General features: G+C 34.6%; 16 protein-coding genes and 4 tRNA genes. 9 read left to right on the top strand and 11 right to left on the bottom strand.

Features of this window, described 5'->3' with window-relative positions:
• Positions 1–30: 30 nt before the first annotated feature.
• Positions 31–900 carry a hypothetical protein gene (locus HCQ94_RS00315; protein ID WP_166982736.1) on the bottom strand — a complete coding sequence of 290 codons (870 nt, stop codon included), beginning with the start codon at positions 898–900 and terminating at the stop codon, positions 31–33.
• A gap of 566 nt (positions 901–1,466) precedes the next feature.
• On the opposite strand from HCQ94_RS00315, the gene HCQ94_RS00310 reads away from it, so the two are divergent.
• The 4 genes from HCQ94_RS00310 to HCQ94_RS00295 all read left to right on the top strand — a co-directional run bounded on the left by HCQ94_RS00310 (position 1,467) and on the right by HCQ94_RS00295 (position 5,258).
• A complete protein-coding gene (locus tag HCQ94_RS00310) occupies positions 1,467–2,099 on the top strand; it encodes a DUF47 domain-containing protein (RefSeq protein WP_166978093.1) in 633 nt (210 codons plus the stop codon).
• Positions 2,100–2,101: 2 nt separating this feature from the next.
• Positions 2,102–3,121 carry an inorganic phosphate transporter gene (locus tag HCQ94_RS00305; protein ID WP_166978095.1) on the top strand — a complete coding sequence of 340 codons (1,020 nt, stop codon included), beginning with the start codon at positions 2,102–2,104 and terminating at the stop codon, positions 3,119–3,121.
• A 144-nt stretch (positions 3,122–3,265) separates the two neighbouring features.
• The gene (gene msrB / locus HCQ94_RS00300; RefSeq protein ID WP_166982734.1) at positions 3,266–4,213 is read left to right on the top strand and encodes a peptide-methionine (R)-S-oxide reductase MsrB; all 948 of its coding nucleotides are present in this window, start codon (positions 3,266–3,268) and stop codon (positions 4,211–4,213) included.
• 163 nt (positions 4,214–4,376) lie between these two features.
• Entirely contained in the window at positions 4,377–5,258 is an 882-nt protein-coding gene (locus HCQ94_RS00295) for an NAD(P)H-binding protein (RefSeq protein ID WP_166982732.1), read from the top strand.
• A 129-nt stretch (positions 5,259–5,387) separates the two neighbouring features.
• Here HCQ94_RS00295 and HCQ94_RS00290 read toward each other — a convergent pair.
• From HCQ94_RS00290 to HCQ94_RS00280, 3 genes are all read right to left on the bottom strand, one after another.
• A tRNA-Lys gene (locus HCQ94_RS00290) sits at positions 5,388–5,461 on the bottom strand.
• Between the two features lie 328 nt (positions 5,462–5,789).
• Positions 5,790–7,613, bottom strand: a complete 1,824-nt coding sequence (locus HCQ94_RS00285; protein ID WP_166982729.1) for a mechanosensitive ion channel family protein — start codon at positions 7,611–7,613, stop codon at positions 5,790–5,792.
• A 257-nt stretch (positions 7,614–7,870) separates the two neighbouring features.
• Positions 7,871–8,062 (bottom strand): DUF3073 domain-containing protein, encoded by a 192-nt coding sequence (locus HCQ94_RS00280; protein WP_166978103.1) that lies wholly within the window; start codon positions 8,060–8,062, stop codon positions 7,871–7,873.
• Positions 8,063–8,617: 555 nt separating this feature from the next.
• Here HCQ94_RS00280 and HCQ94_RS00275 point away from each other — a divergent pair.
• The 3 genes from HCQ94_RS00275 to nth all read left to right on the top strand — a co-directional run bounded on the left by HCQ94_RS00275 (position 8,618) and on the right by nth (position 10,418).
• Entirely contained in the window at positions 8,618–8,932 is a 315-nt protein-coding gene (locus HCQ94_RS00275; protein ID WP_166978105.1) for a rhodanese-like domain-containing protein, read from the top strand.
• A gap of 23 nt (positions 8,933–8,955) precedes the next feature.
• Entirely contained in the window at positions 8,956–9,330 is a 375-nt protein-coding gene (locus HCQ94_RS00270) for a sterol carrier family protein (RefSeq protein ID WP_166978107.1), read from the top strand.
• A 401-nt stretch (positions 9,331–9,731) separates the two neighbouring features.
• On the top strand, positions 9,732–10,418 hold the full coding sequence (nth, locus tag HCQ94_RS00265; protein ID WP_166982727.1) for an endonuclease III: 687 nt from the start codon (positions 9,732–9,734) through the stop codon (positions 10,416–10,418).
• A gap of 565 nt (positions 10,419–10,983) precedes the next feature.
• Here the strand turns inward: nth and HCQ94_RS00260 are convergent.
• From HCQ94_RS00260 to HCQ94_RS00250, 3 genes are all read right to left on the bottom strand, one after another.
• Positions 10,984–11,056 (bottom strand) — tRNA-Phe (locus HCQ94_RS00260).
• A gap of 38 nt (positions 11,057–11,094) precedes the next feature.
• Positions 11,095–11,168, bottom strand: a tRNA-Asp gene (locus HCQ94_RS00255).
• A gap of 47 nt (positions 11,169–11,215) precedes the next feature.
• Positions 11,216–11,288: transfer RNA gene (locus HCQ94_RS00250), tRNA-Glu, on the bottom strand.
• A 439-nt stretch (positions 11,289–11,727) separates the two neighbouring features.
• Between HCQ94_RS00250 and gdhA the strand changes: the two genes are divergently transcribed.
• Positions 11,728–13,065, top strand: a complete 1,338-nt coding sequence (gene gdhA / locus HCQ94_RS00245; protein WP_166978111.1) for an NADP-specific glutamate dehydrogenase — start codon at positions 11,728–11,730, stop codon at positions 13,063–13,065.
• A gap of 381 nt (positions 13,066–13,446) precedes the next feature.
• Here gdhA and rlmB read toward each other — a convergent pair whose 3' ends face one another.
• Positions 13,447–14,439 (bottom strand): 23S rRNA (guanosine(2251)-2'-O)-methyltransferase RlmB, encoded by a 993-nt coding sequence (gene rlmB, locus HCQ94_RS00240; protein ID WP_166982725.1) that lies wholly within the window; start codon positions 14,437–14,439, stop codon positions 13,447–13,449.
• A gap of 914 nt (positions 14,440–15,353) precedes the next feature.
• Positions 15,354–16,796: a cysteine--tRNA ligase gene (gene cysS / locus HCQ94_RS00235; RefSeq protein ID WP_166982723.1), complete on the bottom strand. Its 1,443-nt coding sequence runs from the start codon at positions 16,794–16,796 to the stop codon at positions 15,354–15,356.
• Positions 16,797–17,540: 744 nt separating this feature from the next.
• On the opposite strand from cysS, the gene HCQ94_RS00230 reads away from it, so the two are divergent.
• Positions 17,541–17,792 (top strand): hypothetical protein, encoded by a 252-nt coding sequence (locus HCQ94_RS00230; protein ID WP_166982721.1) that lies wholly within the window; start codon positions 17,541–17,543, stop codon positions 17,790–17,792.
• A 1,628-nt stretch (positions 17,793–19,420) separates the two neighbouring features.
• Here the strand turns inward: HCQ94_RS00230 and ispF are convergent.
• Together ispF and HCQ94_RS00220 are read right to left on the bottom strand one after the other, a co-directional pair.
• On the bottom strand, positions 19,421–19,984 hold the full coding sequence (gene ispF, locus HCQ94_RS00225; RefSeq protein WP_166982719.1) for a 2-C-methyl-D-erythritol 2,4-cyclodiphosphate synthase: 564 nt from the start codon (positions 19,982–19,984) through the stop codon (positions 19,421–19,423).
• A 231-nt stretch (positions 19,985–20,215) separates the two neighbouring features.
• Positions 20,216–21,562 (bottom strand): MFS transporter, encoded by a 1,347-nt coding sequence (locus tag HCQ94_RS00220; protein ID WP_166978121.1) that lies wholly within the window; start codon positions 21,560–21,562, stop codon positions 20,216–20,218.
• Positions 21,563–22,011 lie beyond the last annotated feature (449 nt).

The raw sequence follows: 22,011 nt of genomic DNA, 5'->3' as shown, positions 1-22,011 counted from the left end.
TTTACTTACAAACGCTAAGCTTTGACAATTTTACCCACCTATGACTCGCAATAATATATAAGTAGGAAGTGACATTATTGTAATTGGTACTAGATTCACAGCTATAAGTGAAAATATACCTTGCGGTTTGAGTTCAAATTCAACTATTGCTTTCTTAACAAAAGCATATCCCAAACTAACTATTGCAATTATAGCTGAATACACCAACGGTATCGAACAATTGAGTGTAAATATATTTGAAGAGTCTAGTAAAACAGCAGAGGTCACATACAACTGGTAACCTACTTTATAAGCAATTTTTACAGTTATCCAAGAAACAGCAAAAGAAATAGTTAAAGCAATAATCGACACAATCAAAGAGTGATGTTTTAGTGATAAAAACCCTTTATTTAGTTTCAGTAGGCTAATGAATCCATTGGAAAGAGCAACTGAAATAGTTAAAGGCAAAACAAAGAAATGCCAGCTGTAAAGCTCTGTAAATATAATCCAAGAAATTGCTCCAACAACACAAATCATTGATATAACATTGGTAGCTAGGGAATATATGAGATCTTTCCTTGAATTAAGTCTAGCTATTTCATTCATGAAACAAATCAATAATCCAAAGGCTAAGCATAAAGAAATAGTTAAAAATCCAGTGTCAGAGATAAGCAAAACTATGGTGAGAATCCCTATAATTCCAAGCGAAATATTAGCGTGGTGTTTATCTGGGTTATCTAGTAGTTCAGGCAAGCCGATAGCAAGTATAGCAGCAAAGATACCTGAAAGAACTACTGTAAAAATAGCTGGCAATAGGGCTGATATCGTTAATATAAATAGAGCAGCACACGAAACTGCTATACTCCACAACTCAAAATTTACACTAGCTTTATTACGATTACGTCGCCTAACTTCAGCCACATTCAATCCCTTCTTTATACCTTAACTAGTATATATCTACGAGTAAGAATTATTCTAAGAAATACAGTAGCAGAAAAAATAATATAAAACTTTTATAAATTTTTTTAATAGTATTTAATAATTTTTTATATACTTTATTTATTAATACATAGATATGTTCATCTAAGTACTTGTAAAAACTACGTTACAATTCTCACATTTTAAAGAAAAAATCGTAAACAGAATCCATAGTGATATTTAAATATTAGCTGTAAAAATTTGAAAAGCTTTATCTAAAAACATTGATTTTCCAGTAAAAAATACTTTATATATAAATATCATTACCTCAGTAATAAAAATTAAAAATTTTATAATCAGATTTTTAAAAATATATTTATGATTTTTTGTTAGTAATTCATATAGTTTTGCTTTAAAATACTGAGTGGTACTGGGTAATTGTTCTCAAATCTTAACAATTACGTTAAGTTCAGAAAACGAACACGCTTTATAGATATGTAGAACAGTTACTCAAACAAGACGTGAAGAACTTCATGGCTTGTAAAAACTAGTAGAATTGGGAGTGCCAAGTGCGGTTTAAACCAACAAACAAAGATTCAATTTTTTTCGACCTTCTATGTGCTTCTGCTAAATGTATCCTTGAAGGTGTCGAACTTTTAGAACAAATTATAAATGCAAATCTAGAAAGTCGTTCAGTTATTCGCGACGAATTACATCTACAAGAACACAAGGCTGACGAAAATACACATGAACTAATAAATACAATAAACCAAAGCTTTATCACCCCTCTTGAACGTGATGACTTAATCAACCTAATGTCATCATTGGACGATTGTATGGACTACATTGACGAAGTTGGAGACTTATTTGTCCTATACAAAATTCAAGAATTACCAGAACCAATCCGACGTGGTTTTACTGAGCAAATTGAAGTTCTAAGACAATGTGCAAAACTAACAGTAGAGGCAACTCCTCGTATCCAATCTCTACATGACTTACGTGATTATTGGATAGAAATTAACCGTCTTGAAAATGTTGGAGATATTGCATATCGTCGTATGCTTTCAGACTTATTTGATTGTGTCTCAGATCCAGTACAGATAATTAAGTTCAAAGACATGATTTTAGCTACAGAGCGTGCAGTAGATGCATTTGAACGTTTTGCTAACGCTATTGAAGATGTTGCTATCAAGGAGTCATGATTTTGGACGCCACGTTTATATTAGTGAGCATCGTAATCATAATTGCTCTAGTGTTCGACTTCACTAACGGCTTTCACGATGCAGCCAATGCTATAGCAACATCAGTCTCAACTCGTGCGTGGACTCCACGTAGAGCCTTAATAATGGCAGCAATACTAAATATAATTGGAGCCATGTTAGGAACCGAAGTTGCGAAAACCATAGGTTCAGGAATTATTACACCAGAAACTAACACTCATGGATTAATAGTTATATTATCAGCACTTTTAGGTGCTATAGTTTGGAACATGATCACATGGTGGTTTGGTTTACCTTCTTCCTCATCACACGCTCTAATTGGTGGGTTGATTGGTGCTGGTCTAGTTGCAGGATTACATGTTGCTTGGTTCAACATAGTGTTCGTCGTAATAATACCTATGATTATTTCTCCTCTTATAGGTTTTGGTTTAGGTTATCTTGTCATGATTATCGCAATGTTATTTTTGCGTAATAAACCTTACCATTCAACTATGCGTAAAGCTCGTTATTGCCAGTGGTTTTCATCTGCAGCTATTGCTTTAGGTCATGGTTTACAAGATGCTCAAAAAACGATGGGTGTTATCGTTTTAGCTTTGATGGCTGCTGGGTATCATGCTCCTGAACCTGATGGTGAAATAACTATTCCTTTCCTAGTTAAGTTTGCTGCTGCTTTAGCAATCTCTCTAGGTACTTATGCTGGTGGATTTAAAATTATTAAAACCCTAGGTCGTAAGGTTATTCAGTTAGACCCTCTCAAAGGTTTTGTTGCTGAATCTGTTGGAGCTAGTGTTCTATACTTATCTGCTTACGTTTTCCATGCTCCTATTTCCACAACACACACTATTACAGCTTCTATTATGGGAGTGGGCGCAACACGTCGTTTCTCGGCTGTACGTTGGGGCGTAGCTGGAAACATAGCAGTTGCTTGGGTTTTAACCTTACCAGCCTCAGGAGTTGTAGCAGCAATATGTTATTACATTATGCATGCACTATATCCTCTATAAAATAGATTATTAAAAATTGGTAAAAAGGAATTATTTCTATAACTTTAGTTGTTGAGATATTTGGGTACTAAAATACACTGAATATCTCAACAACGTGTTTAAGTACCCGAAATGTGTAGAACACTATGGAAAGGAAGACTGATTATGCCTTCTAACATTAAAGTAATTTTTTTAGCAGGTGGATGCTTTTGGGGTGTACAAGCATATTTCAAAAAAGTACCTGGTGTATTACGTACGAACACTGGTTATACAAATGGAAATTACTCTTATACAGATTATCAGTTGGTAAAGAAAACGGATCATGCTGAAGCTGTACAGGTCTTCTATAATCCTAATGTCGTAACGTTGAATGAGTTACTACTTCATTTTTATCGTCTAATAGACCCTTGTTCAATAAATAAGCAAGGTGGTGACAAAGGACGCCAATATCGTACAGGTATTTACTATAATGACGAAAGTGATTTATTTGCAATAAACAAAGTTACCGATTTTATAGCTAAACAATACGAGAAACCTTTAGCTGTTGAGATCGAAGAATGTAAGAACTTTGTTAAGGCTGAAGATTACCATCAAGACTATCTAGATAATAATCCTGGTGGCTATTGTCATATAAATATGGGAATATTTGATCAGCCTTTATTTAACCGCGTATTTCCTAAGCCTAGCATTGAAGAACTTCAAACTAAATTGTCTCCTCTTGAATTTCGTGTTACTCAAGAATCAGCAACCGAACGCTCATTTACTTCTGAACTAGAAGATGTTTATGAAAAAGGTATTTATATAAGTGTAGTTAGTGGCGAACCTTTGTTTTTATCTGAAGATAAATTTGATTCTGGTTGTGGTTGGCCATCTTTCACTAAACCAATATTGACAGAAAGTATGCAGTATCTACCTGATAATACTTTAGGAATGAAACGTACAGAAGTTCGTGGGAAGAATGATGATGCCCATTTAGGACATATCTTTAACGATGGACCTTTTGATCGTGGTGGTATGCGTTATTGCATTAATGGTGCCGCTTTAAGATTCGTAAAGTTTGAAGATATGGATGAATTAGGTTATGGAGATTACAAAGTTCTATTTTCAGACTAGTTTATAAATTCTGTAAAATTTATGTCACCTTTTAGGTGGCTTTTATGGTGTAGTTCTATATTAGATTTTGTGTAAGTATTTTAATATTTATAAGTCTTATCATAGTAGTTTTGATATAGAACTACATAAATTTTAATTACAATGTAAATATTTTGGGGCACTAATGAATATTTTATTTATTGGAGGAACAAGATTTTTTGGTATAGAAGCAGTCAATGATTTAATTGCCAAAGGTCACAAAGTAACTATAGCAAATCGTGGAGTTACAAAAGATAGTTTTGCAAACAAAGTCAGAAGGATTATTTTAGATCGCACAAATGAAAATAGCATAAACACAGCTTTAAAAGGTAAATACTTCGACACTGTAATTGATAATATAGCTTATTCTTCAAACGATATAGACAAAGTTTTAAAAGCTGTTCAATGCAATAGATATATTTACACTTCAACTATGTTTGTTTATGAAAATTTACACATAAATACTTTAGAAAACGAGTTTAATGGCAACAATTATCCGTTAGTTTATTCAAACCGAAATGACTATACATATGACGTAACTAAACGTCATGCCGAGAGTCTATTATCTCAAAAATACGCTAATTTAGACTGGACAGCTGTGCGTTTTCCTTATGTCACGTCAGCTAATGATTATTCCGAAAGAGTACTTTTTTACGTTGAGAATACAATAAATAGTAAACCAATGTACGTAAATAATCTTGAAGAGAAGCTAGGATTTATTCACTGTGAAGAAGCTGGTAAGTTCTTATCTTTTATTGCTGATAGTAATTTTACAGGAACAGTAAATGCTAGTTCTTATGGGAATATATCGGTTGGTGAAATTATCCGCTATGTTGAATCTAAAACTAATTCAAAAGCTCTATTAGTAGCAGAAAACAAAGGAGTTACAGCTCCTTATAACAATACTCCTGAGTACAGTTTAAACACTGATTTAGCAAAGGAATTGGGGTTTGAGTTTTCACATATAAACAGTTGGATTTTTGATTTACTAGACTACTATATAGATTTAGTTATATCTAAAAAATAGCGATAATAGTTGTATTTATATATAGTAATCCAGTTTTTTATATTTCGAAAAAGATAGAGTTTGCTGAAATAGTCATGAGGTATTTAAACTAAAACTGGGATACAAATTACTTGTATCCCAGTATCACCGTGAGCCCCGTGGGGCTCGAACCCACGACCCACAGATTAAAAGTCTGTTGCTCTAACCAACTGAGCTAGAGGCCCAAAGTTTTCACTCTTGGTGACTTTGATATTATATATAATGTTTTCTTTAAAATCTAGTCTTTGCTGAAATAATTATTATTTTTAAAATTTTGGATATTTTCTTATGGGAAAAATGACTAATAAATTGGCAAAATATAAGATTGGTGGAGCAAGTTAGTGTGCATCGTAAGTTCTTTAATAAAATTCACAGTGTAGTTTTATAAATAATGGCTATAGAAATTTCCATAGCCATTTTCACATCCAATTTACAAACTATTATTTACTACTCTTCCAATGCATATCTTCTTTCATCAAATAGACTTTCTGAAGAGTTTGAGAATATTTTCTATTACTTAGTTTCTTTTATTTCCTCTTCTGTAATCTTTTCATTTTCTTCCTCAGTCACTCCTAATTTTTCCTCATCTATTTTTGTAGCACTCTGAGTATTTTCACTGCTTTCAGCTTTATTTACATCTTCAGTTTGTAAATGTTCGTTTTCTAGACTTTCTTCAAGAGTAGCATCTATATTTTCTGTTTCCTCTTTATCTTCTTCTAGGGAATCTTCATCATCAAGATCACGAGTGTGCATTTGAGCTGTTTTTTCACGCTCTTCGATAACTTCTTCACCTGGACCTTCAAAGATTTTGGCACGCTCTTCATTTTCTGGGCTACCAGAATATAGACGCTCCATAGCGATCGATGTCTCTAGTTCCTCTTCATCTTCTTCTAGAGAAGTTTGTATTTCTGCTAAGCTGATTAGCTGTTCTTTTATCTGAGAAGTTGTCATAATCTGTGTTTCTTCTAGGTCAGATATACGTGCTTGTTCAGCTTTTTCTTGCTTAGATTTATCTTTCACAGAAGTTCTAGTTGACGGTTTAGTTTTGCCATGTTTCTCATCATCGTCCAAGCTGTCATTTTGCTGAGCTTTCGTTTTGGATTCACTTTCAGCTTTACGTGTAATCTTGTCCTGAGTATCGACTAAGAATTTATCTTCCACTTCTTCAACTATATCTAAAATTTCTGCTTCCTCGAGTTCTGTTATCTCAGCTTCAAGCAATGGCAACGCTTCCTCGTGTTCTGCTAATTTGTGAGTGTTTGCCATGACAATATTAGTCTTAGGTACAGCGTTTGGCTGTTCAGCTAATACCCATTCAACCAAATGCTCACGTAAATAACATCTCAAGTCCCAAAGGTCACCAGCATTACGAGCAGATATAGAAACCCTTATTGTTAATTTATTTTCAGTTACATCAGTTACCTGAACACTAAATGATCTTCCATCCCAAAGGTCTGTGCTAGTTAGCAATTTATCAACTTGACGTCTAAATGCCCCTACTGAAACTGACCAGTCTAGCGCTATTTCAACAGTTCCCATCAAGGTAGCAGCTCTTCGTGTCCAGTTTTCAAAAGAATTTTGGGTGAACTTTATAGAAGGCATAATAATTCGCCTGTCATCCCATATTCTCAAAACAATATAGGTTAAAGTAATTTCTTCAATAGTTGCTTGAGTTTGCTGTCCATTATTATCTACAACAACAATGTCACCAACACGTAAAGAATCTGATATTGCTATTTGCATACCAGCAAACATATTAGATAGCGATGACTGTGAAGCCATACCGGCAACGATAGATAACACACCAGCAGAAGCTAAAAGCGATCCAGCGATAAGTCTAGCTTGAGGGAAAGTAACTATAATTCCAGTTGCACCACAAACAACTACAACAGCCTGAATTATTCGACTTAATATTTGAGTTTGGGTAACAACTCTCATTCCTCTACCACCCTTACTATTGTGGGAGAAATGACGAGCAATATCTTCAACCACACTAACTAGTCGTATACCAACTAGAGTGGCTGATAATATTACTAAAATAATCAAAACATGTTCAGACGTTAGCACCCATTTTGGAGGTCGAGGCAAACTTCGTAAATCATCGAGAGCATATTCAAATCCGACTCCAGCGCCCATGAATACCATGAATATGTAAGCAGAAACACGTACACGAGCAATTGCTAAACCTAGTATTTCATGTTTGTGTGAAAACATTCGCAAAATAACAGTGACGATGAATGTAAGTAAAACCCCAGCAACAATACCTGCTAACATCCACATCGAAAGAGCAATCAAATCAACTGCAGTAGTGGCTTTTACTTGAACAAGGTTTCCCATTATTAAAACTTTCCCAAATATTCCTATATTTTAGACGCTATGAGTGTATACATTTTAAGTCATTTGCCGCTAAGAAAAAGTTTTCATAGTGTAAAACGATAAATACGTCTAGATATATTCTATGAATTAATTTACATCTTATAAAGGTAATATTCTATTTAATTATTAGATTTTTAATTTTCATCCCTAAAGGAGAAAAGTATTTTTAAGTTTAAAACAGGTGGCATACGATAAACATACGCCACCTAAAAAGAATACTAACCCTCTTGGTCAGGATCATAATCTTCCCAACCATACATTGAGGAAGTGTTTTCATACTCTTCTTCTGTACTAAGATTACTTTTACCACTCAACTCTCGTTCAAGTTGAGCATAGTCTGTTTCAGGACTATAATACTTCAGTTTCCTCGCAACCTTAGTCTGTTTCGCCTTTTGACGGCCGCGCCCCATGGCGTGACCCCCCTCCATAAAATCCAAAAGGGGAACATAAAGCACCCAAAACTTACTATATACCTAATCAATACTACCTTGTTTTAATAATTTTTCATACACACAAATAAAAACTAACCTAGAAAAATTAAAAGATTTAATTTGTTTCACGTGAAACTGGAATAAAAATCACATAAAAATAAAATTAGACTATTTGTAATATCACAATGAAAATGCTAAGCATTCTAAGAAATTTAACTCTCAAAAGTTGCCAAGTTGCCATAAAACGAAAAAATATTTGCGCCTATAATAACAAGAATTTTATGCAAAAGATGAGAACAAAATTAACGTTTAAAATCTTTATCCATAAAAAGTTAAATCTAATAAGTACATATACTTTCTTTCTATAAGTCTAGTAAAATGGCAACAGTACCAATCTTTATTATTCATAAAAGTATAAACAACCACTAAGCGAGATGCTCTATAAAATCAAAATGAAATATGGAAAAATTCCACATTAACTACTTATAATTGATTGAAAATACAATAATAACTCTGGAAGCAAGGTATAGGGTAATGAGTAACTTTATAGATCCGAACTCAGCTAAGAAATTAATGCAGGAAAACGAAAATCATATAATCATAGATGTACGACTACAAGAAGCTTACAATCAATCACACATCAAAAATGCTATTAATATACCTCTTGAAACTATAGATTCAGAAAAGGCTCCCGAAGAACTATCTGACAAAGAACAACCTATATTCGTTTACTGTCAGCGAGGAATAAGAAGTGAATGTGCAACACAAAAACTTAAAAATTTGGGATATAAAAATGTTTACGATATAGGTAGTATACAAGCATGGAGCGAAGAAGAAACCGCCAATTAGGAAAATAAAGTCAAAAATAAAATATGAGCAAAAAGTGTATCCTTGAAAAAGAAGGCGTTCAAGCAATAGTCGACTACTTAAATGGTGACGAAACCAGAAAAACAACTACGCTAGCAGTGAGGTATAGTCTACAAGAATTATCTAGACTATATCCTGGCAGAAGTGTAGAAGTACGTATTCCCCCAGCCGGAGCAACACAAATTTTAGATGGAAACACACACCGCAGAGGAACGCCACCAGCAGTAGTGGAATCTAGTCCGAAAGTATGGATAGAGCTATGTGTAGGAACAATGACTTGGGAAGAAGCAGTTGCTAAAAACCTTATAGAGGCTAACGGAGAAAGATCAAATCTGTCTAGACTATTACCTATTTTTACTCTATCTTCTAGCCAGCCATAAGTAGGCTAATGTTTATCAGAACTATTGCAGTATTTTTGGTTCAAGAAAATTCTAGAAACAAAACTCTTGTGCTTTATTCTGCAAAATTTTCGTCAGAGAAATTTTCACAGCAAGTTTTGTATTACAAAGTTTCCATAGCGAAGTTTTTACTAACCAAAATACTAAATCAGCAAAACTGACTCAACGCGAACACAATTATATGAGTAACAAATGAACATAACATTAAAGTAATAAATCCACAAACGGGTCTGTTTATAAATATTTGGTAATTGTATATTATGTATATTGACACACAAGTTATTCCCAAGTGATTTTTAGCAAACCACCAACGATTCAAACACATTAGATAAACAGTTATCCAAGCTACAAAATAAGCAACCAAGGTAAACGAATACAACAAAATGACAAATTACAAGCCAACCAGAAAATCAAAGCAAGCTAAAGAAAAAGCTAAATTGATTGTAGAAATCCTGTCAAAAACTTATCCTGACTCAAAATGTAGTTTGGACTATACAAATGCTTATGAGCTACTAGTAGCAACTGTCTTATCAGCACAAACAACTGATGAGAGAGTAAACCAAGTAACTCCTGAACTATTTAAAAACTATCCTAGTCCTAAAGTTTTAAGCCAAGCACAAATCAGCGATGTGGAAAGAATACTTAAACCTATAGGGTTTTATCGTACAAAAGCTGAACGAATTATAAAGCTCGGATCACAGTTAGTTGAAAAGTATAACGGCGAGGTTCCTGATAGGTTGGAAGAACTAGTTACTTTATCGGGGGTTGGGCGTAAAACAGCTAATGTAGTACTAGGAAATGCTTATAATATTCCTGGGTTAACAATAGATACCCACATCGGACGAATTTCTCGTAGGCTAGGTTGGACAAAACATAAGGATCCCGTGAAAGCTGAATCAGATTTGGCTGGTTTGCTAGATCCACTAATTTGGACTGTTACTTGTCACCGATTAATAGATCATGGTAGAAATATTTGTACTGCACGCAAAGCCCACTGCGAAATCTGTCCTTTATCCGAGTTGTGTGCTTCAGCATTTGATTTGAAAAAGATTGAAAAAGCTAAACTATAAATTTGATATGCCTATGAGTTTTGAAAAATATATAAATTGACTATAAGAAACTTGGCAAATTTTACTATAGTTCCTAATATAAAACTACAAATTCATAATAGCCCTTAAAATCAAACAGTAGTGTTAGAAACGAGTTTGGGTATAAGTATTCAAAAGACGCAAAATAAGTATGCATAAAACAATAGTGCAAATCTGGAATAGCTTTACAGATAAAATTACAAACTAATAAAATAGAACAAATATCACAGAACAAACAAACGTAAAATATTTTTTAACAGAGAACCGTAATGAAAATAAGCAGTACGAAGTAACGAAATAAAATAAGTAATTTTTATAAATAAAAACGTAAAAATGTATCAAATCATGCAGATACTAAACTTTGAGTATATAAAAGCTAGAAAAATGAATCAATAAATTTATCGTATTTAGATTTCGAGCAAAACATAGGAGAAAATAAGAAATATTCACACCTTTATGAAACTTATGAAAACATGGTCATTATAAGATTTAAGAAAACACCAGTCGTTAAACCAAAAATTCCCCAAATAAAGGGGAAAAATATTTGTGGCTCCGACCGGCATCGATCCGGTGACCTTTCGATTTTCAGTCGAACGCTCTACCAACTGAGCTACAGAGCCGTTGACCACAGCATAATCAGAATTGCCGATTCGGTCGGCGACCCCGACGGGGCTCGAACCCGCGACCTCCGCCGTGACAGGGCGGCGCGCTAACCAACTGCGCTACGGGGCCAACAATAACTAGTAAAATACTAGCATTGTGACTTTGCATTTAATGCGTACCCCCAACGGGATTTGAACCCGTGTTACCGCCGTGAAAGGGCGACGTCCTAGGCCGCTAGACGATGGGGGCCTTTGCCAATCAAGTTTCCTTGATTATCAGCACTTGAAAAGTATAAACTATATTGAAAAAGAATGCAAATTAATTTTTTTAAAAGTAGCCCCAAAAATAGTATATATACAATTAAAAAACTTTGAAAACCGTTGAAAAATCAACAATTTATATTTTGGAAATTTTCTTGAAAAAACTTAAAATTTACATACATTAAGTACAAAATACCTCCAATGGAACACTTTTAAATACATCTGAAAAGAAAATTAGACTACAGAATCAAACGTTCTATCTTGAAAATGGTAGAACCAAATATAAGAAAAAATCTTAAATTAAAGAAAAGTAAACTTTAAGTCAAACTTTTATATAAAATGACTAAATACATTAAATTACCTCTAAAAAATAGTATAAAATAGTTAAATACTTATTAAAGATACAGTCATGATTTGAAAGACGTAAGATGCATAAAGACATAGAATTAATAGTTGAAAAAATTAAAAGTCGCAATCCATACGAAAAAGAATTTTTACAAGCTATAAATGAAGTTTTAGAAACATTAAATCCATTAATCCAAAAATACCCAGAATACGCAGACAACGCTTTATTAGAACGCATAACAGAACCTGAACGACAAATTCTATTCAGAGTACCATGGGTAGATGATAATGCAAATGTACAGGTAAACCGAGGCTATCGTATAGAATTCAACTCTGCTCTAGGCCCATACAAAGGTGGATTACGCTTTCACCCAACAGTAAACTTAAGTATCATAAAATTTTTAGGGTTTGAACAAATCTTCAAAAACGCATTGACTAACCAAGCAATTGGAGGAGGCAAAGGCGGTTCTGATTTCGACCCACACGGGCGATCTGATGCTGAAATTATGCGATTTTGCCAATCCTTTATGACAGAACTTTATCGTCACATAGGCGATAAAACAGATGTTCCAGCTGGAGATATTGGTGTAGGTGGACGAGAAATAGGATATTTATTCGGACAATATCGTCGTATAACTAACCGTTACGAAGCAGGTGTGCTTACAGGTAAAAACGTAAACTGGGGAGGATCCCTTGCACGCACAGAAGCAACCGGATACGGAACTGTACTATTTGCTAACTCAATTCTAGAAACAAAAGGTGATGCTTTAGAAGGTAAAACTATATCTGTTTCAGGAAGTGGAAATGTAGCTATATATGCTATAGAAAAAGCAACACGTCTAGGAGCAAAAGTCGTCACATTCTCTGATTCTTCGGGATTCGTTCATGACCCAGATGGTGTAGATTTAGACCTTCTAAAACAACTCAAAGAAGTCGAGCGAAAACGAGTAAGTGCCTACGTTGAAGAAAAACCAAATGCCACATTCTACCCGCAAGGAAAAGTGTGGAAAGTACCTGTAGATATTGCCTTACCGTGTGCTACACAAAATGAACTGGACGCTGATGACGCACTTGCTCTAGTGAAAAACGGCGTGAAAGTAGTAGCTGAGGGAGCAAATATGCCTTCCACTCCAGAAGCTATAAAGATCTTCAAGAATTCTGCAGTCGCGTTTGCTCCTGGGAAAGCGGCAAACGCTGGAGGCGTAGCAACATCAGCTCTGGAAATGCAACAAAATGCTTCACGTGAAAAATGGTCATTCGAAAAAACAGAAACTAAACTTGCTGAGATTATGAAAAATATCCACAATGATTGCTTAGCAACTGCTGATGATTTCAACGCTCCTGGAGATTACGTATTGGGTGCAAATATTCAAGGATTTAAACGCGTTGCTGACTCGATGATTGCTCAAGGTATTATCTAATGTAAATTAAAAGATACTTGTAATCGTTTTACTTGTATCACAATTACGTAAACTACATATAAATGGTCTTAAGACAGGCTTTTAGCCCAACTTAAGACCTTTTATTTTGCTTACTTAAAAGAAAAATTACGAAGTTATTATTGTAAGTTTGCGACAAATGACTGCTACACATTGTGTATATAAACAATATCTACTCTTAAAATCACAAATTCTATATTTTATTGAATAGTATAACTTTTCCGAAGTTACGATGAAAAGAAAAAGTAAATGCAAAATCTGCCTACCCTTATCCTTATTAGTATTTTAGAAAAACACTCAATAAAAGTAGACAGATTTATAAAACTCCTAATACGCAAAACTTATAAGTAAAGTATATTTAGATTAGTTTGAACGTATTTTATCTATCTCATATAAAGCTATACCGGTTGCAACAGCGGCATTCAAAGATTCCATATTCGAACTAATCGGAATAGAAACAATCAAATCACAGTGTTCGCGAACTAAACGAGAAATGCCCTTGCCTTCAGCACCTGTAACAACTACAAGCCCTTCAGTCGCCAAATCCATTTCAGCAACAGCACAGTCAGCATTACCATCTAAGCCAACCACGAAACAACCAGCTTTTTTCAGCAGTTCCAAAGCATTCACAAGGTTTGTTTCACGTGCAACAGGCACTTTAGCAACAGCACCAGCCGAAACTTTCCATACAGTCATATTCACGTTCACAGAACGGCGAGTGGGTAAAAGCACACCGTCTACACCAAAAGCAGCGCCACTACGCAAAACTGCACCCAAGTTGTGAGGATCAGTTACGCCATCAAGTGCAACTATCAGCGGTTTCCTGCCCTTATCAAGAGCTTTTTCAACCAAATCCATAGCGCCACAATATTCGTAGCCACCGATTTCTATAGCTATCCCTTGGTGTACAGCTTCATCTGTCAAATAATCGAGGTCACCACGAGTCAGCTCAACGATTGGAGCTCCTAAAGCTGTTGCTGTGCGAACTACCTCTTCGACTCTTTTATCGCCCAGAATCCCACCTGTCATGAACACGCGTATTGGATCTAAACCACTAGCAATTGCTTCTTTTACAGGGTTTCTACCGCAAATTATTTCGTGTTCCTCTGGAATATTCAAGGCACGTACACGGCTTGGAGCTCTATTTCTGCTGGCTTCAATTTGCTCTTGTCGCTGTTTTGCCTTTTCAGCCACAGCTTTACGTTTAGCAGCTGGGTGCCATGAGCGATCTTCAGCCTTTGGGGTTGGTCCTTTGCCCTCTAGACCACGACGACGCTGTCCACCAGAACCAACAACTGCTCCTTTTTTTGATCCAGCTTTTCGTACTGCACCTCGGCGTTGTGAATTGCCAGCCATTTTTTCTCCTGTGTACGTAAATTCTCAGTTAAATCTACTATTTTGTATGTATATTTGTTTTGCATAAAATACACTTATGAACGAAACTGTTATTTTATGTTGTCTGATTCGTTTTGTCGATATCTTTTAACCTTTTATAGATAAAATCTGCATTTCATCTTATATTTCGTTCATTTTATTCTACTTGATTTTATACTCTATTTTCACTTTTTGCTTGCTGTTGTGTTTTATTTTAGTGTAGTTTTACACATTTTATCGCTAAGTCTTGAAGTTTTTAATAATATCTTGTCTTCATTTCAAGTGACCTACAGGCTAAATGCTACAAGAATAGTTTATCTTTATAGGCTAAGTTTCAATATGCAAGCTTAGGTAAATTTTAGTAACTTTTATATCCTTATTTCATTCTTAGCGATAAGAAAATATTACGCAGATATGTTGAATTTTACGCTTAAAAGGTAGAGATGAAAGGTTACCCCACAAACCTCTAAACTTCTTCGTAAGAAATAACTTTTACGCTAATATTATCGAACGCTAAGGTGTACAAGATAACTATTACTACACATCTTTTTAGCTTTCAGTCCCAAAAATTCACTACAGTATTATGCAGTTGTTTAGCTCTACTTTTATTATGCCAAGCTCAGTAATTTTATTTTTGCTTTATGCTTAAGATAAAAGTGTTTCCCAATAACTTTCTACTACACTACCAAAGTTTTTCTTTGAAAATCACAAAAAGAGCTAGGTTTAACGCCCAGCTCTTTGTACATTATTTAAGATTCGTTTCACGTGAAACAGCTAAATTACATTGAAGTATATGAACTTACTGAAGCTATTGCTAACAAAATAATCACTAGGAAAGTGTAAGCAAATGCTAAAGTCACCTATTTATTTAGCAACTTCACAAAACATTTACGCAATTATCCCAAGTGCCAAGATGCTCCATTAGCACCATCTTCAACAACTATTCCAGCTTCTACAAGTAAATCACGCAAACTATCAGCTTTAGCCCAGTCTTTTTCAGCGCGAGCTTGTTGTCTATCCTCAAGAACTCTATGCACTAAGGTATCCAAAGCTTTCATTGCGTTTTCGTCTTGCTCATTTCCAGAGCCAGCATTTGACCATACTGGCGAAAGTGGATCTAAGCCTAATATATCAAGCATTGAGCGCACGTAAAGCAAAGCTTTGCGAGTGTTTTCAGCGTCCTCATCAGCTATAGCTTTATTACCCAGCTTTATCCACTCATGAATAGTTGCCATAGCACTAGCCAAGTTCAAGTCATCGTCCAAAGCGTTCACAAACTCTTGTGGTAACTCATCAGCATCTAACTCGATATCTTCAACTTGCCCAGCAAACTTAGCTGCTCTTTCAACGAAATTAGTGAATTTATCCCAAGTTAGCTGTGCGTCATGTAAGGATTGCTCAGAAAATTCAACAGTTGAACGATAATGCACAGTGCCAAGTGCTAGACGCAAAACTGGCGCTGGGGTTTCTTCTAAAAGGTGTGAAACAATAAGTGAATTGCCTAGAGATTTAGACATTTTTTCACCCTTTATTGTCACCCAAGCATTATGAATCCAATGGTTAGCAAAGCCCCAACCAGCTCCGTGAGACTGTGCTTGCTCATTCTCGTGGTGAGGGAAACGCAAATCAATTCCGCCACCGTGAATGTCAAAACTTTCACCTAGGTAACGCTTTGACATTGCTGAGCATTCTAAGTGCCAGCCCGGTCTTCCTCTTCCCCATGGGGTATCCCATGAAGCAGTTTGAGGTTCAGTTGGCTTTACAGCTTTCCACAAAGCAAAGTCACAAGCATCCCTCTTTCCGGATTCAACTAAACCGTCAATCTGTGAGTCATCTTCAGTTGTTGCAAGATCGTCAATATTTTGGTTTGTCAGCGTTCCGTAGTCTTTCAGCGACCTTACGCTAAAGTAAACATTTCCATCGTCGTTGCTGTATGCATGGCCTCTATCGATAAGGATTTGGATTAGCTCAATCATGTCTGTCACATGACCAGTTGCACGTGGTTCATAAGTTGGAGGAAGTACACCCAAAGCATTGTAAGCTTCAGTGAACTCACGTTCAAACTTCAAAGCCCATACCCACCAGTTTTCGCCAGCTTCAGCAGACTTAACAAGGATTTTATCGTCAATATCAGTGACGTTTCTAACTAAAGTAACATTGTATTTGCGTCTACGTAGCCATCTCACTAGTACGTCAAAAACTAGGGAAGAACGCATATGTCCTATGTGCGGACTACCTTGTACTGTTGCACCACATAGGTAAATCGACACTTCGTTTTCTTTTAAAGGTTCAAATTTTCGGACTTGTTTTGTTGCCGAATCGTATAAATGTAAAGCCATGTATATATATTACAACATATACCTATAGTTTGTTTACGGTTTTTAGTTTTATGAGAGGTGAATTTACGAGATTTTAGGCGATTTACTGTGATATTCTTGGCGCATAAATTTTGACTATAGCTAGGCAGGATTCTTATTGTTACTTTATGTCTAAGCTGGGCGTTAAATTAGAGTCGTTCAGGTAGCATGTAGTATTTTCTGAGTTATTTTTAAGTATATATATTAGTAATATTATTTAAACTATTTCGTTAATTTTTAGCATCACTTTGATATAACTTTGATTTTCTTAGATGTAGGTTTAAGATTTTGCTCTGCATTTGTTAGTTTATCGAAACCTATACACCTATGGATATTTTGAAATTTTGCTTTTCTAATTAAAAGCTGAACTTAGCTAGTGCATTGTACAGTCCAAAGCGTTAGTTTACTAATTCATTTCAACCATTCAATATAGATAGAATTCTTTTTAGGAATCTATTCGATTTTTACATTACGAACTATTTGCACTTTCTTTTATAAAACTTTAAAATGAGAGCGTGAGATACTTTTCTCACTCATTCCAAAGGAGGAAATATGTTTAAAAAAACTGACAATAATTTTCTCTATACTTACCCTATTCCCATTCAAAGAGTTAAGTGTAACTAATGCAAATAAATAGGCAAAAACCTACTCAAATACAAATATGAAAAAATGCCATAGTAGCTTTTCAGATTATAAATGCAATACATTAAAATTTAAGGAGGGGCAATGAAACTTTCTAACAAAACTTTCAGCTTACTCATAACACTATCAATTATTGTATCTATAATTATCTGCTTCACAGCACCCAACGAATACTACGCACTAAGCTACGCATTCATACTAGGCGGTATATTCACAGGAATCAACATCGCACAAAAACGCACCATACCACTAATACTAAGCTACATACACATATTAGCCCCACTCATTGTAATGCAAGTAGTATTTGTAGCATGGCCACTTTTTCTGCATACATAAAGTTACGGAGCAAGTGGTAACGTGAAACTAATGCTTATAAATCAAGGTTAGCGAATTGGCGTTACCGCTTGTTTCGAGCAATGTAATGTTTTCTTTATGGAGGTGGCTATCCAAAATCCTATCTACTAGAAACAAAACAGTAGTCTAAAACTTAGAAAAATAACCAGCATAGCGACAATTTCATCGGAATTTTAGGTTAGGCAAAACTACAAGATTAGAAACTAATAAGAAGTAAAATCTCACTTTACCAACTCATTTCGACCATTTGAGATAAATAATAGCCTTTTCATAGTTTTAGGTAAGCGAAATTTTATAGTTTGTTTAGTTTATTAGTTAATGAGTTATAGTTAGGTTCAAGATATATTCCTCTATTTTGTAGCCTACATATTCAGAAATTTTAATAACTTACACTTTTCATATTTCAAGTAGTGTCGTTTTTGTGAGTTCCTTTGGTATGAAAGTTTGCTAAGAAGTAATACCTGAGTGAGCAAATGAGTGAATGGCAAGTAAGGTAAGTAAGTGGGGAGTGAGTAAGTGAACAATGAGTTAGGCACTCATAAACTTAACTCTATTCATTTTCCGTCATTTAACTTTCACTGCTTGAGGTAACAACTTATTACTTAACACGTTTCAGCTACTTTGTCTTGTTGCATACCATCAATTCCGAAAAATCCTTTTATTCTTAGTGCGTTCATCTTAGTTTTTTTATCAAGAGACCCTAACTAAAGTTACTAATCACTCTCGTTTATAAAAAATGAAAATACACTTAAGGGCAAAATATTATATAAAGCATTTCTGAGTATTAATAACTATTTTGCAGCTTTGGTAACTTAATTAAAATATTTTCAGACTTTACCCAAACATACTTGAAATGTATATAGTGTTTATTGACACGTAGTAAAGTCCTATAAATAATAAGCTCGCACTAAATAAAAATACTTTCATACATAGAAAACCTTTATGAATTATAAAAATGACAAATAAATACCAAAAACATTAACTTTTACTATTTTTTTATTAAAGTTTTTACTTTAATAAAATATTAATTTACAATTTCTTTAATACCCCCATTTGTAAACATATTAGCAAACTCGAATAACATAACATTTGACAAGTTAGCAATAATGTCATACAAATGAAACCTTATAGTCTCACTGGCTATTTATAGCTACGTAGCAAATACAAATGTTACGTAGCTATACTTGAAAACACAACAAATATCACTCGCAAATATGCAAAAATAAATATGACCAAACTAGCAAAACTAAAATATAACTATCCTACTAAAACTCTAAAAATAGCTATAAAAATATCAAACTAGAGTATTTAAAAACTACGCAATCACTTAATGCAATTAAAATATGCGTAAATAAAACCAGACATAAAACCAAAGTCAAATATTACTACAAAAATTAGCTTAGAAATTAATAATAAAGCTAAGTAACACTGGAATATATCACATTCTAAAACAGTCTAAAGAATTTATCAAAGCTAGTCATAGGCAGATCAATCAGCAAATATATAAAATAACTACACAATAAATAGCAAACACTTATTCACAAAATAAAGACTTAATTAAAAACCTTTTTTTGATAACTAAATTTTGTCAGGTACAAATACGCTTAAAATTACATAATCTTAGATATTTGGGCAGTAGCAATTGCGCATAAACCTTCACCTTTACCAATAAATCCCAACCCGTCAGTAGTTGTAGCTCCAAAAGACACCGGAGCTAGTAAAATCTCAGTCATTTTATAAGCAACCTCAAACTGTCTAGGTGTTATTCTAGGGGTTTTTGCACATAACTGAACAGATACATTTTCAATAAACCAGCCAGCACCATTAAGCATTTCCAAAGTTTTTTTAAGCATCGATTCGCCACTAGCATTCTTCATCTCAACGTTATCAACACCAAAAACAACACCCAAGTCACCAAGACGAGAAGCCGACAATAGACTATCACATATAGCATGGGCAATAACGTCTCCATCGGAATGCCCTTCAATACCAGTAGTGTTATCCCATTCTAGACACCCGAGCATACAAGGTTTAGTAGTTTTAGAGTAGGGATGGACGTCAATTCCTATACCAGAACGGTATATCGTAACTTTATTTTCAGCACTTGCTTTTTTTACACGTTCAGTACTTATCAAATCGTATTTATGACATAGTTCTTCGTAAAGTTTACGCATTGCATCCACACCCTACCAAAGTAGCAGACAAATATACATTTTAAATCTATCAATCTTTACATATATCCATATTTCAACCTTCTTTATTTCCAAGCAATGTATCTCACAATAAGTTGTAGTGGAGTACACGCCTAAGATGAAGAGAAATAATAAGACTCCATAAAGCTTGGATTATAAATAATTCTACATTGCTACTAGGTGTTTTGATAAACTTTGTAACACAACGCAATCTTAGTTGTCGAATGTTTTATGCTTAGGATCACCTTTTACAAAAATCATCATAACTAAACCTATTAGCAATATTAAAGCAATTCCTAGTATTCCCCAGCTTTGTGCGTATTCAGAATGGAAACTTTTTGCTGTACTTACAAATAGAGTAAATGCAGCTGGAGCTATGAAGCTAATTGCACGTCCAGTAGTAGCGTATAATCCAAATACTTCACCCTCTTTACCTTCTGGTATCATACGAGCCAAGTAAGTACGAGAAGCTGACTGTGTAGGACCTACGAATACCGATAGTATCAGACCGAAAACCCAGAAATAGATTGGTCCATATCCAGCAAATATAAACACGCAAGTTCCTGATATGCACATACATATTAGAGATACAATTATAACTATCTTTGGACCTAGCAAATCATCAAAGAAGCCGAACAGCATAGTAGCAATACCTGCAACTAAATTAGCTATAATTCCAAATAGAATTACTTCAGATTTTTCAAAACCAAATGTTCCAGCAGCTATAACCGCACCAAACGTAAATACTGCAGCTAATCCATCACGGAACACAGCTGAAGCTGCTAAAAATAGGAAAGTTTGAGGAGCTTCTTTTCTGATTAGCTTTAAAGTCGACCATAGTTCTTTGTATGACTGGAACAAACTTACTTTAGGTGGCAGTTGCGAATCATGTTTTTTGCCTGGAACAAATAACAGTACTGGTATTGAAGCAAGAAGCATCCAAAGGCCAGCTACTAGCATACTTGCTCGAACGTTTAGTCCTTCTGCACTAGTTACTCCGAACCATCCAACTTCCGGGCTAATAAAACCTATGAACAGTATGAGTAGCAAAACGATTCCACCTACATATCCGCTACCCCAACCAATTCCAGATATTAAGCCTATATTATTAGAATTGGAAACACGAGTAATCATTGCGTTGTAGTTAACTCCAGCAAATTCAGCAAAGACGTTTCCAACTGATAGTAAAATAATGCCTAACAGTAAATAACTTGGGTGCGGTTTCACAAAGAAAAGCCCAAATATACAGGCAACAACTATCATCGAGTTTACTCCCAGCCAGAATGTTCCTTTTCCAGCTTTGTCAGCTCTTTGCCCAGTAAGTGGGGCAAGTAGTGCAATTAGAAAACCTGCAATTGTAAAACCATACCCAACAGCCGTTGACGTGTCAGAAGAGTCACCAAAAGGCTTAGATGTTAAATAGACTGTGAAAATAAAAGTTGTGACCACTGAGTTGAAAGCAGCACTTCCTAGGTCCCATAAACACCAAGATAAAACTTGTTTATTGAAAATTGACTTCTTGTTATTTGTGTCTGTAATTTTTGTGTCACTATTCTTCACAGCTTCCCCTTACTTCCAGACTAAACGCTTTAACATACAACAATGTATGTTATCATAGCATTTTTTCTACATAATTGTATCTATTGTATGTTTATGTACTATAAATTGTCATTTTTTATAACAACTAACAACATAATACATAAACTTATTGTTCAACACTTATCTAAATAATTGTAATTACATAGCCTTTTCAAACCTAAAGAGTACCCATAAATAAACTTTCCATTATCTAAAAATATATGAACAACAAGGCAAAAACAAATACTATCAGCACTAAAAGTAAAAATGGCACAACTTTTACTAAGCTTCACAAAAACCTTTAAGTACCCTCCAATCTATTTAAACTAACAATTGCTAAGAAAACAATAAGCATAAAAACAAACTACAATACAACTTTCGGACATTTACAAATTCCAAGCCCCACAAATTAGAAACAAAGTAAATACGAT

Origin of the sequence: Actinomyces sp. zg-332, assembly GCF_011751945.2 — a bacterium.
Lineage (GTDB): Bacteria > Actinomycetota > Actinomycetes > Actinomycetales > Actinomycetaceae > ZJ293.
The sequence above is the reverse complement of the archived record's forward strand: the minus strand, read 5'-3'. Positions and strand labels throughout refer to the sequence as shown.

Coding starts and splice junctions, on each gene's coding strand:
- msrB (WP_166982734.1), top strand. CDS start 3,266: ATGCCTTCTAACATTAAAGTAATTTTTTTAGCAGGTGGATGCTTTTGG.
- HCQ94_RS00295 (WP_166982732.1), top strand. CDS start 4,377: ATGAATATTTTATTTATTGGAGGAACAAGATTTTTTGGTATAGAAGCA.
- HCQ94_RS00285 (WP_166982729.1), bottom strand. CDS start 7,613: ATGGGAAACCTTGTTCAAGTAAAAGCCACTACTGCAGTTGATTTGATT.
- HCQ94_RS00280 (WP_166978103.1), bottom strand. CDS start 8,062: ATGGGGCGCGGCCGTCAAAAGGCGAAACAGACTAAGGTTGCGAGGAAA.
- HCQ94_RS00275 (WP_166978105.1), top strand. CDS start 8,618: ATGAGTAACTTTATAGATCCGAACTCAGCTAAGAAATTAATGCAGGAA.
- HCQ94_RS00270 (WP_166978107.1), top strand. CDS start 8,956: ATGAGCAAAAAGTGTATCCTTGAAAAAGAAGGCGTTCAAGCAATAGTC.
- nth (WP_166982727.1), top strand. CDS start 9,732: ATGACAAATTACAAGCCAACCAGAAAATCAAAGCAAGCTAAAGAAAAA.
- gdhA (WP_166978111.1), top strand. CDS start 11,728: ATGCATAAAGACATAGAATTAATAGTTGAAAAAATTAAAAGTCGCAAT.
- rlmB (WP_166982725.1), bottom strand. CDS start 14,439: ATGGCTGGCAATTCACAACGCCGAGGTGCAGTACGAAAAGCTGGATCA.
- cysS (WP_166982723.1), bottom strand. CDS start 16,796: ATGGCTTTACATTTATACGATTCGGCAACAAAACAAGTCCGAAAATTT.
- HCQ94_RS00230 (WP_166982721.1), top strand. CDS start 17,541: ATGAAACTTTCTAACAAAACTTTCAGCTTACTCATAACACTATCAATT.
- ispF (WP_166982719.1), bottom strand. CDS start 19,984: ATGCGTAAACTTTACGAAGAACTATGTCATAAATACGATTTGATAAGT.